Origin of the sequence: Streptomyces sp. NPDC046925 (assembly GCF_040644915.1) — a bacterium.
Lineage (GTDB): Bacteria > Actinomycetota > Actinomycetes > Streptomycetales > Streptomycetaceae > Streptomyces.
In genome coordinates this window covers 496,175-508,666 of record NZ_JBEYWZ010000002.1, presented here as the reverse complement: position 1 = coordinate 508,666, position 12,492 = coordinate 496,175, and the positions used below count along the sequence as shown (strand labels likewise).

The window sequence follows — 12,492 nt, the reverse complement described above, 5'->3', positions numbered from 1 at the left end:
TTGACACCGGCACGAAGGCAGCGGAGTGATCGTCCTCACGCGCGATTGCGGGAACGCGGCGTCTGCGCGCTCCCTCTGAGAGGTGTTGTGCCTCAGCCGATGGTGATCGTCATATAGGTCTCGCCGGGGCCGGGCGGGCGTATCCAGGACGCCGACTCGAAGGAGTGCAGCCGGCCCTCGGTGAGGGCGCGGCGCGGCAGGGAGACGCCGTACCGCTCTGTGATGGCCTCCAGGGCGCGAGCTGTCGCCGCCACCCGGGCAGCCGTGCCCGGCATATCGAAACCGAGAGCCGTCGGGGTCAGTTCGGCGGGGAGGGAGCCGGAGCTGTGCTCGGGCACCGCGTCCCGCACCGTGAACGCGTACAGGAGTGTTCCGTTCCGGGCGGCCGACAGGTGGAAGACCGGGGTGTCCAGGCGCCACTGGCTCCACACCACGATCGCCAGGCCGTGGACGGAGGCGGCCGGCGCGGGGGTGATGAACCGTTGCATGGAGAACGCGGTGGAGGCGGACTCGTCGAAACCGAAGCTCCAATCCGTCCCCGCACGTCCGACGCTGAGCAGCGCCTTGTCGTCGTAGCCGGAAAACGTCCGCTGACGGGGACGGTGATGGCGGCTGACGTCCCAGCGCCGTAGTGGCGGGGCGAGCGGTGCGCCGGGCGACGAGCCCAGCAGGGCCGGCAGTGCGTCCGGGGTGATTCCTTCGACCAGGACCATCCGGAAGTCGCATGGCGATGACTGTCCCGCGCTCAGTTCACCGGGGCGTGCAAGCCAGGACAGGCCGTGGGGGTCCTGGTCGCCGGCGGGGTCCGGAGCCGGGCCCGTTTCGCCGCCGCGCGGGGTTGCCAGGAGTTCCAGGCGCCGCGCAGGGGTGAGCACGGGTGCGAGCAGCGGATCGGCGAGCAGGCCCACCGGGGCGATGTGGCCGGGTCCCAACGGCTCCCACAGCGCAATCGCGGCGCGCAGGGTGCGCCAGGCGGCATCGGTGTCGCCCCAGCGGGCCTGCTCGCGGGCCTCGTCGACCGCCTCCCCGAAGGCGCCGCCGGGCGCGTAACGGTAGGTTCCCTCCTTCGACTCGCGCCAGATGTCCGCCGCGGCTTGTGCGGTGCCGGGAAAGCGCTCGGAGTCGGCGAAGCGCCAGCTGTCCGTGCCGCGTCCGCTGTTGAGCAGGTCGGCGGCGTCCAGGGGGAGCAGCTCGGTGAGGAAGCGGGGGTCGTCAGGGTGCGGCTGTTGCTCACTGTCCGAGTGCCGCCCGCCCAGCCGGCCGATCTGCTGCAGGAGTTCGGCTGCGTGCGGCCGACCGTACTGCCGGGCTTCTACGAGCAGGGGGATCGCCTCTTCGTGGCGTCCGCGCAGTGCCGCCGTGCGAGCCTTGGCCACGGCCGCGTCCTGGGTGCGGGTGGTCTCGTTGACGAAAGCGGCGGTGCTCTCCGGCCGGTCCCTGTCGGCCTCAAGGCTGTGGAACTCCTGGTGCATGGCGACCATGAACTCCGCGAACGACGCGTACCACCTGGGGTCTTGGTCCAGCCAGGACGCCCAGACGCGCACCGCCCACTCGCCGTCAGGCCCTGTGTCCTCCGGATCCAGCAGCACATAGGTGGCGTCCGAGGCGACGTCCAGCTGGAGCGCACGGGACCACAGGCCGACCTGCGCCCGAACCTCCTCCGGGTTGTCCTCTTCGCCCCAGAACTCGTCGAAGTCCTCACCGAGACCGCTCGCGTCCTCGTGCCAGTGGGCCTCGTGTGTGCCGGCCAGCCTCCAGACGAATCCGCCCGCATGCTGCCAGCCGTTGCTGACCCGCAGGAACTCCCGGTAGGACGGCGGCATCGCACACCCGATGCGCGCCTCCATGGCGGCGATGTCCGCCTCGGCGGCAGGCGCGTCGCCGAGCCACCGGCGCCGCCGCAGCCCGGCATCGTCCGCACTCAGGGCCGCCAAGTCGTCCCGTGCGCCGGCCCACTCCTCGCTCCACCGGGTGAGGAAGGCCCGCCAGTCGAATGTCGTCGCGTCCATGCGGGTGATCCTCACACCCGGCACTGACATTACTTCTGCTCCGTGCGCTCAACGGGGCCTGGTGGGCCGGTGGTTCCGCGGGCGGCTGATGCTGGTGCCGGGCTGCCCGGGCGGGCCATGACAGCTGTCGTCAGTACGGCTCCGCCGACACTCCGCTAACGGGTGAATAGGAGCAGAACCGGGGCATTGGCGGATGTACTGGCCCCTCCTAGCAACTCACGTTTCGTTCTGGAGTGACATGCGTACCCGTAATCTCCCCCTCGCCCTGAGCCTTGCCGCCGTCGCCCTGGCCGGCGGCGCCGGCAGCGCGGTCGCCATCGGTGACGACACCGGCACCACCTCGCTCAGCGGCAACGGTGCCGAGACGGCGTTCGGCAACAGCGCTACCGACGGGGACATGAGCCTTCAGGGGAGCCTGGTCCAGGGCTCGTTGAACAAGCTCTGCCTCGGTGTGCCGGTCAAGGCGAACGTGGGCTCCCTCGTCGGTCTCGTGCCGATCGCCGTTCAGGACATCCCGGTCCTCTCGGCGCCGCAGAACCAGCAGTGTGCCGAGAACTCCACGCAGGGCAAGCAGGACGAGCCGCTGTCGCACATCCTCAGCGACATCCCGGCTCTGTCGGGCAACGGCGCCAACAACGGCTGAGTCCGAACGCTTTCCGCGGGCCGGGCCTCGCCCGGCCCGCAGAGGCAGTACGAGGGGCCTGTGGCCCTGCAGTCGCTCCGTCCGCGGACCGGCTACAGGGTCGCAGGCCCCTCTGTATGTCAACTGCGCAGTGGACAAACGGAGTTGAGTGACACTCCGGTGTCCGGAAAGAGTCGCGATCGGCCGAATGCCGACTGTTCGTGGGCGTGTCCATGCCAATAGGCTGTGCGACCTTCACGTCCTGGGGGGTCTCGTGAACGGTCTCCGTGTGGTCATGGTCTGCCTGATGATCGCGTGTGCCGCGCTCGTGTCACCCGCCGCGGCCGTGACGACCGCACCGGTGAAGCCGAGCTGGTCGGCGCTTCCCGTGCCCCCGGCGACCTCCCCGCCGGTGACCGTGTCCGATCTCGCCGCCCGCGGCCCGGGCGAGGCGTGGGCGAGCGGGTACGAACAGGCCGCCGACGGACTGCGGCCGCTGCTGTACCGGTGGAACGGCACGGCGTGGAGCCGCGACACCACCTTCCCCGGAGCCGATGAGCCGGGCTGGCTCGGCAAGGTGCAGTTCGTCGGCGAAGAGATGTGGATCCTCCACAACAACCGGGCGGGGGAGGGGGAGATACTGCGCCGGTCGGCGAGCGGATGGAGCACCGTCCCGCTGCCGCAGACCCTGTGGACCTACCAGGACTTCGCCGCGGTACCGGGTGCCGCGTGGGTGATCGGTGAGGACGACACCGGGCTGAAGGTCCTGCACTACGACGGTTCCGCCTGGACCTCGCAGCCAGTACCGGACGGTGTGTTCTACCTGATGGGAATCACCGCGCGTACCGCCACCGACGCCCGGGCCTGGGCGGATACCGATACCGGAACCGCCGTCCTGCGCTGGGACGGCACCGCGTGGCGGGACGCGAAGGTGCCGCTGCCGCCCAACAGCAACGTACACACGATGCTGCTCGAACCCTCCGGCCGCGCCACGATCGGCGGCAGCCAGTACACCGACGGTGTGGCCCGCACCTATCTGATGACGTGGAACGGGCAGGCCTGGCGCACCACCCATCCGCCTCTCGGCGATACCTACACCGAGGCCATGGTGCGCGGCCCGGACGGCGCGCTGTGGCTGCCGGTGCGCAGCGATCGCGCGTTCCAGTCCAAGTACGCACGGGTGGACGGCAACCGCACCACGTACTCCTACGGCCCCGAGCGCACGAACGCGATCGACGTCAAACCGCGCGCACTGGCCGGTGCCGGGTCCGCACTGCTGTCCTTCGGGACGGCCGAGATCTACGGCTCGAAACCGAACCTCATGAGTGAGCGGCTGGGAGGCTGACCATGGCACGCAGACTTCCCGTGGCGTCCGGGCTTCCCGCGCCGCACAGACTTCCCGTGACGCCCGGGTTTCCCGCGCCGCACCGACTCCCCGTGACGCCCGGGTTTCCCGCGCCTCGCAGGCTTCTCGTCGCGGCCCTCGCCTTCGCCCTGGCCTTCGCGGCCCTCATGACGTCGGCCGCGGCGGAAACCCAGTCCTGGCAGCACGTTCCGGTCCCCGCACAGGTGCGCCCGCAGGCCGGCCTGAACGAGGCCGTGGCGTTCGGGCCGGACCGGGCCTGGGCCGTGGGCACCGACGCCGTCGGCCGTGAGGCACCGGGCTTCCCGCTGATGCTGCGCTGGGACGGAACCGCGTGGCAGCGCCAGAGCCTGCGCGGGGTCGGCTGGCAGGGAGAGCTGCTGTCCATCGCCGCGACCTCCCCGACCGCGGTCTGGGCGGTCGGCCGCGACTTGGCGGGCGGCGCGCGCCTGCTCCGCCACGACGGCAAGGCCTGGAAGGAGAGCCGCCCGCCGAACGGCGTCGCGCTGACCAGAGTCGTCACCGGCGGCGGTGAGACCTGGCTGATCGGATCGCGGGACGGCGCGCAGGTGTTGCTGCGCCGCGACGGAGGCAGCTGGCGGGACGTGCCGGTGCCACCGGGATCCGTGTACGGCCTGCACATCCTGGCGGCCGACGACGTATGGGCGGCGGGTGCCACTGAGTCGGGCGCGGCCGTGTCGCACTTCGACGGGCAGAAGTGGCAGCAGACGATCGTGGACGGATTCCCGCGTTCGGGCGTGAGCAGTGTGCTCGCCGTATCGCCGACGGAAGTGTGGGCGGGCGGCACGGCCGGGTTCGTCGGCGGCCCTCCGGGCAAGCCGATTCCGCCGCTCCTTGTGCGCTTCGACGGGCAGACCTGGAACCGGGTGACCGTCCCCACCGACTTCGGCTCGATCGACTCGCTGGCACCCGACGCCTCCGGTGAGCTGGGCTGGGTCTCGGTGGCCCGGTCGCAGAAGTGGGGCCCGCCGGGCGGTCCGCCGCTGGTGCCGGGGCCGGACTTCCTCGCCCGGGACGGGGATGTATTCACCGAGCACAGCGAACCGGCGGTAGGCGGGGAGGGCGACTCGTGGACGCTGCGGCTTACGCCGGTGCCGGGCGCGTCGACGGTGTGGTCGGTCGGCCGCGCCGCCGGCCCCGAGGGCACCTTCGCCCCGCGCATCCTGCGATTCGGCTGAGCCCGGAACGGGAGCACCGCACCCCGGCCCGTTGCGCGTGACGGGCCGGGGCAGATGGACGTTCTGATGGGCTGGACGTTCCGAATTGGCTGACTGAATTGGCTGAAAACTTGCGTGGGTTTTGGGCTTCGTGATGCCTATGACCAAACACGGGCCTCCTCTGAAACTAGATTGATCAGCCTGTGACACACGGGCGGAGCCAACTGGACGGAGATGATGTGCCGGAGGAAGCGAGGCTGACCAGCGCTCCGCCGAAGGAGACTGTCGATCACCTCGCGTCCTACGGATACGCGACGTTGAAGAAGCTGATCCATACACAGCGGGTCTACGACAAGGGCCGCGATCTCAATCGCCCCGTCCATCCGACCTCGGCCGATCTCGAGGTGCTGCGCAGCTCCCCCGACGAGCGTGCCGCATTGGCTGGTGACTCGCTCGTGAAGCTCTTGGAGGATCCGGAAGACGTCTGGTCGAAGTGGGACATCCGCAAGGGTGCGGCCCTGGAGACGTACTTCGTGAACGCCATGATCCAGCGTTTCCAATCGGTCTTCCGCACGTGGCAGACGCACCGCCGAACGCTGATATCGCTTCCCGCCGCGGACATGAACTTCCTGTCCGCCAGGTCTCACCAGGCCGACCCCGCACTGGACGTCGTCGCTCGCGATGCCCTCGAACGGGCGCTGTGGGAGGCGAAACCCGAAGTGCGTGCCACGGTGGTGCTGATGGCGGCCGGGTACCGGCACAGCGAGATCGCCGACCGCCTGCAGATCAGCGAACGCGGTGTCGAGGGACGGCTCTATCGCTTCCGCAAGCAGGTACGGGACGCTCCCCTGGCCGGGGATCTGCTGGAAGCACTGCGGGAACAGAGCGCTCTGCGCTCCCGTAAGCCGTGACGGCGCGAGCGTCACGCTCACACTGTTGAGAGCCCCTTGGGGTGGCTGGCCCGCACGTCCATTACGCCACGAACCCGGGTGAGACCGCCAGCCCGACTCGCTGCGCGGCCGGGCTGGCGGTCTCACCCGGAACCGTGGCAGATGGCCCGTGCAGGCCAGCCACCCCAAGGGGCAAGCCATGAAGCAACTCGTGACCGTAAGCACCGCACGGCCTCCGCCACTTGTAAGCGAGGAGCCGTCAGGACAAGCGAACGGCCAGATCCACACCTGATCCAGCCGACAACGCAAGCCCGACAACAGCAAGCCCGACACCAGCAAGCACTGTCACCACTCGCAGAAGCCCCGCCTCATCGAGGCGGGGCTTCGTCGTTTTCCGGAGGAAGTCCGATGAAGAACCAGACCACGTCACCGCCCGCCCCGCCGTTCTTCGAACTGCGCATCGGAGGCTTGCGCATGACGATCCAACAGGTGCCGTACCGCCTGCTCACCCTGGCCGCGTCCATCCTCGGCCCCCTCGCGGGTGCGACATGGCTCGCCCGCTGAGCCGGCTGCGCTCCCGGCTGAGAGCGCGCGAGTAGGCCCCGCCACAGGCTGGGGCCCGGCAGCTTCAAGGGCCGGGCCCCGGCCGTCACTGGCCCGAGTCGTCCCCCGCCCACACTCCGGGGATGCGGCCGGACCACGGGCTTGCCTCCTCGAGTTGCCCGGCCAGGCGGAAGAGGCGGCCTTCGTGGCCGTGAGCGGCGGCGAACTGCATGCCGATCGGGAGCCCTGTCCCGGCGTCGGCCGTCACCGGCACGGACATGGCGGGCGTGCCCGCGACATTGAACGCCATGGTGAAGGGCGAGAGCGCGTTGATGCGGTCGATCCAGCCCTTGCCGTCCAGTGCCTCCACGCCCTCGGTGTGGGCGCCCACGGGCAGGGGGAGCTCCGGCAAGGTCGGGGTGAGCAGGATGTCGTGGGTGTCGAAGTGCTGTGCCAGGCTTCGGGCGACGCGGTTGCGGTGCGCGAGAGCGGCGACGAGCTGGGCGCCGCTGACCTGCTGCCCGTAGTGGTAGCCGGCCAGAGTCACCGGCTCAAGGGTGGAGGAATCGACGGGGCGGTCGAAGGCGGCGGACAGTTCGTCGACCGTGGCCGTCAGGTTCGCGGTCATCAGGCGGGCGTTGGCCAGGACGAACTCCTCCCAGTCGGACCCGAGGCCGACTTCCACCTCCTCCACCCGGTGGCCGAGCGATTCCAGCAGACGCACGGTACGAGCGAGAGCGTCGGCCACCGGAGCGGTGGTGCGGCGTCCGCCCCATGCATGGGGGAGTACGCCGATCCGCAGCGAGCCCGGGGGACGGGCAACTTCCTGCGCGTAGGGCCTGGACGGTTGCTGGGCGGAGTAGGGGTCGCCCGGTTCCGGTCCGCGGATCAGGTCGAGCAGCGCCGCGCTGTCGCGCACGGTGCGGCTGACGCTGCCCTGCACGCCCAGGCCGTTGAAGACCTCGTCGGCGCCGGGGCCCATGGAGACCCTGCCGCGGGTCGGCTTCAGGCCGAAGAGACCGTTGCAGGCGGCCGGGATGCGGAGCGACCCCGCGGCGTCGGTGGCGTGGGCGATCGGAACCACCCCGGCAGCGACCGCGGCGCCCGCACCCCCGCTGGAGCCGCCCGCGCTCCGGTCCAGGTCCCACGGATTACGGGTCGCGCCGTACAGCACCGATTCCGTCGTGATGCCGTAGGCCAACTCCGGTGTCGCGGTCCGGCCGAAGGTCACCAGGCCCGCGCGTCGGAAGCGCTGCATCAGGAAGGAGTCGGCGCCCGCGATGTTGCCGGCCGCGAGACGGCTGCCCAGCTCCATGCGCCGCCCGGCCATGGAGACTCCGATGTCCTTGACGAGGAAGGGGACGCCGGCCAGCGGTGAACTGCCCGGCTCCGGCTTGTCGTCGGTCGGCCATGTCTCCACGACGGCGTTGATCTGCGGATTGACCCTCCGCACGGCCTCGCGTGCGGCCGCTTCCAGTTCGGCGGGGGTTACCTCGCCGGCGGCCACAAGCTGCGCGAGCCCGACGGCGTCGAAGCTCGTGTACTCGGCAGTCTTCACTGTCACTCCACTCCTGGCGAAAGATTGATACCGCTTGGTACCTGATGATACCGAACGGTATCGGATGGGACGGACTGGTACCGTAGCAGGAGGTGACGGCGAAGGGCCCGTCACCGATCGGACCCCCGGGAGCCACCATGACCTCGACTGCCAGAAGGCCGAGCAGGGTGGCGAAACTGCCGCCTCGCGAGCGCATCCTCGACGCGGCTGAAGAGCTGTTCCAGAGCGAGGGGATCCGGCGGGTGGGCGTGCAGGCCATCGCCGAGCGCGCCGAGACCACCAAGATGGCGATCTACCGGCACTTCGAGACGAAGGACGCGCTGGTCGCGGAGTGGTTGCGGATCGTCGCCGCCGACTACCAGGCCGCCTTCGACCGGGTCGAGGCCGAGCACCCCGGCCGGCCCAAGGAGCAGATCCTGGGCCTGGCCCGTTTCATCGCCGACAGCCTGCCGGCGATCTCGTACCGGGGCTGCCCGTTCATCAACTCACTCGCCGAGCTGCCCGACCGCTCCCACCCCGCACGGCAAGTGATCGAGCAGCACAAGGCCCTCCAGACCCGCAGACTGGTCGGCATGTGCACCGAGGCCGGACTACCCGACCCCGAACAGGCCGCGGCCGAGATCACCTTCGTACTGGAAGGCGCACAGGTCAGCACACAGAACGGAAGCATCGACGATGCGGGGGACCGACTGCTGAAAATCATCGAGGGCCTCCTCGCCCGACACGACGCCTGACTGCACCTTGGCGGCGCCCTGTACTGGCTCATCCGCCCTGAGGACCTAGCTCTGGGTCGGTTTGGGCGGGCGATGTTTACTTGGCAGTGCAGTTGATCGAATTCGCGTCAACTCTCAACTCGGCAGGTCCGGCGGCATGATGGGGAGCTTGCTATGGCACTGGTGAATCACCAGGAGATCGATGTCGTCGTCACGGCCGTCGCGGGCGTCGGCTCGTACGTCGATGCGGACGGCGTCGCGGGCTTCGTCGATCAGGCCAAGCATCCGTCCTGGTGGTCCGCTGAGGCAGCCCCTCCGCAGGTCGGCGACCGTTTGCACGCCGTCGTCCTCGATGACTCGCGCACTCCGGTCCGGCTGAGCGTGCTCCAGAGCGATATCGACATAGCGCGGGTGCTGGCCCGAAGGTCCGGGACGCCCACCGCGGTACGGCTGCCTCGGTACACGAAGGCAGACCAGGAGGAGATACTCGGCGCCGGCGATGACCCCTTCGGGGTCGCCGCGGCCGGTCTGGCTTGGCTGCAGAAGGAGGAGCACTTCGGGGCCAGGTGCGGTGACCGGCTCGTCGCGCATGTGGGTCTGCTGCGACTGCCCGTCGCGATCGGTGAGGCCGAGACGGAAGTGGTCGGCGTCGGCGGAGTGGCCGTCGCACCCGACATGCAAGGCCGGGGGCTGGCCCGGATCGTCCTCACCGCGGCCCTCGACCACGCGCGCACCATGGGTCCGCAGCACGCGCTCCTGTTCTGCAGACCTCCCCTCGTGGCGCTGTACCAGCGCCTGGGATGGCACCTGCTGGAGCGGGACGTGCTCGTCGAACAACCCGAAAGCCGCGTGGTCACCATGCCGCTGCGGACGATGGTGACGCCCCTGCGTGACGACGCGCACTGGCCCTCGGAGCCGGTGCGTCTCTTCTCCCTGCCGATGTGACCACCCTCGACCTCGGCGGCCCGGAGTCTCAGCCTCAACTTTAGGGTGAGGTTGAGACTCCCTCGCCTGCCGCGGCCCCGGGCGTCACTTGGATTCGAGCCTGCCCAGCGGGTGGCTGTCGGCGAGCACCTGCTGGGCGTGCTCCCAGTCGGTGTGGTCGACCCCGGTGACGTGGCGCAGGTAGGCGAGGGTGACCTGCTGGACGAGCGCGAGCCGGTCGGGGTCCTCGTCGGTGGTCTCCGTCGACTGGTAGCCGGCGATGCCGCCGAGGAAGTGCTCGCCGCCGTGGACGGTGAGCAGGCTCTTGTCGCCGCGGCTGAGGGTGTAGGGGTCGGTCGTCCAGGCCGGCCCCCGGGTGGAGAGCGGAAGGTCGTCCTTGTCGCCGGCGACGACGAGTCCGGGGGCGGTGATGCGGGAGAAGTCCTGATCGCGCAGCCAGGGCAGGTTCTCGTGGGCGAAGGGGGTCAGTTCGTCGCCGCCCCGGCCGGCGGTGGCCAGCTGGATGCTGGCCATGACCCGCGCGTCGGACAGGTCCTCGGCGATGCCGGTCTGCGGGTCCTTGACGCGCAGACCCACCAGGATGCCCGCGGTCTGGCCGCCGAAGGAGTGCCCCGCCGCGACGATACGGCCGTGGTCAGTCCGGCCCGCGAGACCCGGCACGGACGCTTCCAGACTCCCCAACTCGTCCAGGACGCGTGTCATGTCTTCCACGCGGTGGCGCCACAGGTGCGGCCTGCGGGGGTCGTCCGCGGCGAGGCCGAGGCGCCTGGAGTCGAGGTGGGTGGCCTGGACGACCGAGAATCCGTGCGAGGCCCAGTGGTCGACCAGCGGTGCGTAGCCGTCCAGGTTCGAACCGAATCCGTGCGCGAACAGCACGACCGGCAGCCGGGTGCCGGTGACCGGCGCGGTGATCCGTACGTGCAGGTCCTCACCGCGCAGGTCCTCACCGCGCAGGTCCGCACCGCGCAGGTCCTCGCCACGCTGCGGCGCGGGCAGCACGAGCGGCTTGACCGCCACGGTCGGGGTGGGTTCGGGACCGGTGAGGCCGGTCGCCCGATAGCTGGTCATCCAACGCTCCAGTTCAGTCGAGGCACTGCCCGTACGGGGGCTGCCGGGAGGAATCTCCCGGAGACGGGCACGGCGATTACGCTAAAACCTGACGTCGACGTCAAAGGCAAGCGAAGTGACTCACGTCACAGCGAGTGAGGAGCCGGGAATGCGCATCGGAGAACTCGCCCGCCGCACGGGCGTCACCACCCGTGCCCTGCGGTACTACGAGGAGCAGAACCTGCTCACCGCCGAACGCAGCGACAGCGGCCAGCGCCACTACGCGGAAGCCGCCGTCGACCGGATCCGCGTGATCCGCGAGCTGTACGCCGCGGGCCTCTCCAGCAAGACCATCGCCGAACTCACGCCCTGCGTCATCGACGGCAAGGCCACCCCCGAACTCCTCCGGCGCCTGGCCGCGGAACGCGATCACCTCGACCGGCACATCACGGACCTCGCCCACACCCGGGACCGCCTCGATGCCGTCATCGCCGGTGCCTCCGACACCTTGCGCACCGGCACCCCCTGCCGGGCGGATCATGAGGAAGACCGCGCTCCGGTGTCCCCTCGCCGCGGGATGACGCACCATGAACCTCCTGGGGTGCCACCGCACCCGTGAGTGCGCAGGATCGGGCGCCGAGGGGGAGGAGAGACAGTGAAGGGGTCTCGATGGGCGGCGACGGCCGCGGAGATGCGTGAGGCCGTACACGCCTTGCTGGCCGTGCTGGAACCGGAGCAGGAGGGCGAGTTGCGTACGGGGCCCGCGCGGATCGACGCACCCGAGTGGCGCGAGTGGACGTATCTGCCGGGCGCACGTCCGGGGCTGTCCACCGAGGGCATGGACGGACCGCAGCGCGAGGCCGTCGACGCGCTGCTGGCCACGGCGCACAGTGCGGCCGGAGCGGAACTGGCGCGCGGGGCGATCGAGGTGGAGCGACACCGCCGTGCCATGGCCGGCGCCACGGGGGCCGATCGCTACTGGGTGCGGTTGCTGGGCGACCCGGACGGCGACGGGCCCTGGGGCTGGCGGATGAACGGTCACCATCTGGCCGTACACGTACTGATCACGGCGGACGGGCTGCGGGTGACACCGCACTTCATCGGGTCCGAGCCGGCGCGCATCGCGGACGGCCCGCAGGCGGGGCGCCGACTGCTGGGACCGGAGGAAGACCTGGCCCGTGAGCTGGTCACCGGCCTGGACGCCGGGCGTCGGGCGAAGGCGGTCTTCGCCGCCGAGCCGCCGGACGACATCCTGACCCGCGACGACCCGTTCGCCGATCCGGACCTGCTGCCGGTCGGCCTGCCGCACGGTGCCATGACGCCCGATCAGCAGCGGTTGCTCGCAGCCCTGGTGCGCCGCTACCTCGACCGCGCGCCGACCGCGTACGCGCAGGAGTGCTGGTCCGACACCGTGGCGCGCGGACTGGACGCCCTCTCGTTCGCCTGGGCCGGTGGCAGGGAGCCCGGAGACCGGCACTATTACTGCGTGCGGTCCCCGGACTTCCTCATCGAGTACGACAACACCCAGGACGACGGCAACCACGCCCACTCCGTGTGGCGGCACGTCCGTCACGACTGGGGCGCCGACCTGCTGCGCGCGCACTACACGCAGCAGCACACATAG

13 protein-coding genes are annotated in these 12,492 nt (G+C 70.3%); 10 read left to right on the top strand and 3 right to left on the bottom strand.

The genetic code is table 11. The annotated features are described in order from the left end of the window. Positions 1–92 precede the first annotated feature (92 nt). Positions 93–2,009, bottom strand: a complete 1,917-nt coding sequence (locus tag ABZ906_RS08680; RefSeq protein ID WP_361379242.1) for an SMI1/KNR4 family protein — start codon at positions 2,007–2,009, stop codon at positions 93–95. Between the two features lie 238 nt (positions 2,010–2,247). Between ABZ906_RS08680 and ABZ906_RS08675 the strand changes: the two genes are divergently transcribed. The 5 genes from ABZ906_RS08675 (at position 2,248) to ABZ906_RS08655 (ending at position 6,626) form a co-directional block, all read left to right on the top strand. Then, on the top strand, positions 2,248–2,652 hold the full coding sequence (locus tag ABZ906_RS08675) for a rodlin (protein ID WP_361190214.1): 405 nt from the start codon (positions 2,248–2,250) through the stop codon (positions 2,650–2,652). 253 nt (positions 2,653–2,905) lie between these two features. After that, complete coding sequence (locus ABZ906_RS08670; protein WP_361379239.1) at positions 2,906–3,976, top strand: hypothetical protein; 1,071 nt, start codon at positions 2,906–2,908, stop codon at positions 3,974–3,976. A gap of 167 nt (positions 3,977–4,143) precedes the next feature. Further along, entirely contained in the window at positions 4,144–5,193 is a 1,050-nt protein-coding gene (locus tag ABZ906_RS08665) for a hypothetical protein (RefSeq protein WP_361381341.1), read from the top strand. A 218-nt stretch (positions 5,194–5,411) separates the two neighbouring features. After that, positions 5,412–6,083 carry a hypothetical protein gene (locus tag ABZ906_RS08660; RefSeq protein ID WP_361190209.1) on the top strand — a complete coding sequence of 224 codons (672 nt, stop codon included), beginning with the start codon at positions 5,412–5,414 and terminating at the stop codon, positions 6,081–6,083. Positions 6,084–6,470: 387 nt separating this feature from the next. Beyond that, positions 6,471–6,626 (top strand): hypothetical protein, encoded by a 156-nt coding sequence (locus tag ABZ906_RS08655; protein ID WP_361379236.1) that lies wholly within the window; start codon positions 6,471–6,473, stop codon positions 6,624–6,626. Positions 6,627–6,711: 85 nt separating this feature from the next. Here the strand turns inward: ABZ906_RS08655 and ABZ906_RS08650 are convergent, their stop codons facing one another. Continuing rightward, positions 6,712–8,163 (bottom strand): amidase, encoded by a 1,452-nt coding sequence (locus ABZ906_RS08650; protein WP_361381338.1) that lies wholly within the window; start codon positions 8,161–8,163, stop codon positions 6,712–6,714. A gap of 137 nt (positions 8,164–8,300) precedes the next feature. Here ABZ906_RS08650 and ABZ906_RS08645 point away from each other — a divergent pair, with 137 nt between their 5' ends. From ABZ906_RS08645 to ABZ906_RS08635, 3 genes are all read left to right on the top strand, one after another. Continuing rightward, the gene (locus ABZ906_RS08645; protein ID WP_361379233.1) at positions 8,301–8,897 is read left to right on the top strand and encodes a helix-turn-helix domain-containing protein; all 597 of its coding nucleotides are present in this window, start codon (positions 8,301–8,303) and stop codon (positions 8,895–8,897) included. Next, the gene (locus tag ABZ906_RS08640) at positions 8,898–8,993 is read left to right on the top strand and encodes a DUF1963 domain-containing protein (RefSeq protein WP_361190539.1); all 96 of its coding nucleotides are present in this window, start codon (positions 8,898–8,900) and stop codon (positions 8,991–8,993) included. It begins immediately after the preceding gene. A 294-nt stretch (positions 8,994–9,287) separates the two neighbouring features. Then, entirely contained in the window at positions 9,288–9,821 is a 534-nt protein-coding gene (locus ABZ906_RS08635) for a GNAT family N-acetyltransferase (RefSeq protein WP_361381335.1), read from the top strand. A gap of 84 nt (positions 9,822–9,905) precedes the next feature. Here the strand turns inward: ABZ906_RS08635 and ABZ906_RS08630 are convergent, their stop codons facing one another. Further along, a complete protein-coding gene (locus ABZ906_RS08630) occupies positions 9,906–10,889 on the bottom strand; it encodes a chlorophyllase (protein ID WP_361379230.1) in 984 nt (327 codons plus the stop codon). Positions 10,890–11,037: 148 nt separating this feature from the next. On the opposite strand from ABZ906_RS08630, the gene ABZ906_RS08625 reads away from it, so the two are divergent. Continuing rightward, entirely contained in the window at positions 11,038–11,487 is a 450-nt protein-coding gene (locus ABZ906_RS08625) for a MerR family transcriptional regulator (RefSeq protein WP_361379227.1), read from the top strand. 36 nt (positions 11,488–11,523) lie between these two features. Beyond that, a complete protein-coding gene (locus ABZ906_RS08620) occupies positions 11,524–12,492 on the top strand; it encodes a DUF3500 domain-containing protein (RefSeq protein WP_361379224.1) in 969 nt (322 codons plus the stop codon).

Coding starts and splice junctions, on each gene's coding strand:
- ABZ906_RS08625 (WP_361379227.1), top strand. CDS start 11,038: ATGCGCATCGGAGAACTCGCCCGCCGCACGGGCGTCACCACCCGTGCC.
- ABZ906_RS08665 (WP_361381341.1), top strand. CDS start 4,144: ATGACGTCGGCCGCGGCGGAAACCCAGTCCTGGCAGCACGTTCCGGTC.
- ABZ906_RS08675 (WP_361190214.1), top strand. CDS start 2,248: ATGCGTACCCGTAATCTCCCCCTCGCCCTGAGCCTTGCCGCCGTCGCC.
- ABZ906_RS08630 (WP_361379230.1), bottom strand. CDS start 10,889: ATGACCAGCTATCGGGCGACCGGCCTCACCGGTCCCGAACCCACCCCG.
- ABZ906_RS08655 (WP_361379236.1), top strand. CDS start 6,471: ATGAAGAACCAGACCACGTCACCGCCCGCCCCGCCGTTCTTCGAACTG.
- ABZ906_RS08680 (WP_361379242.1), bottom strand. CDS start 2,009: ATGGACGCGACGACATTCGACTGGCGGGCCTTCCTCACCCGGTGGAGC.
- ABZ906_RS08645 (WP_361379233.1), top strand. CDS start 8,301: ATGACCTCGACTGCCAGAAGGCCGAGCAGGGTGGCGAAACTGCCGCCT.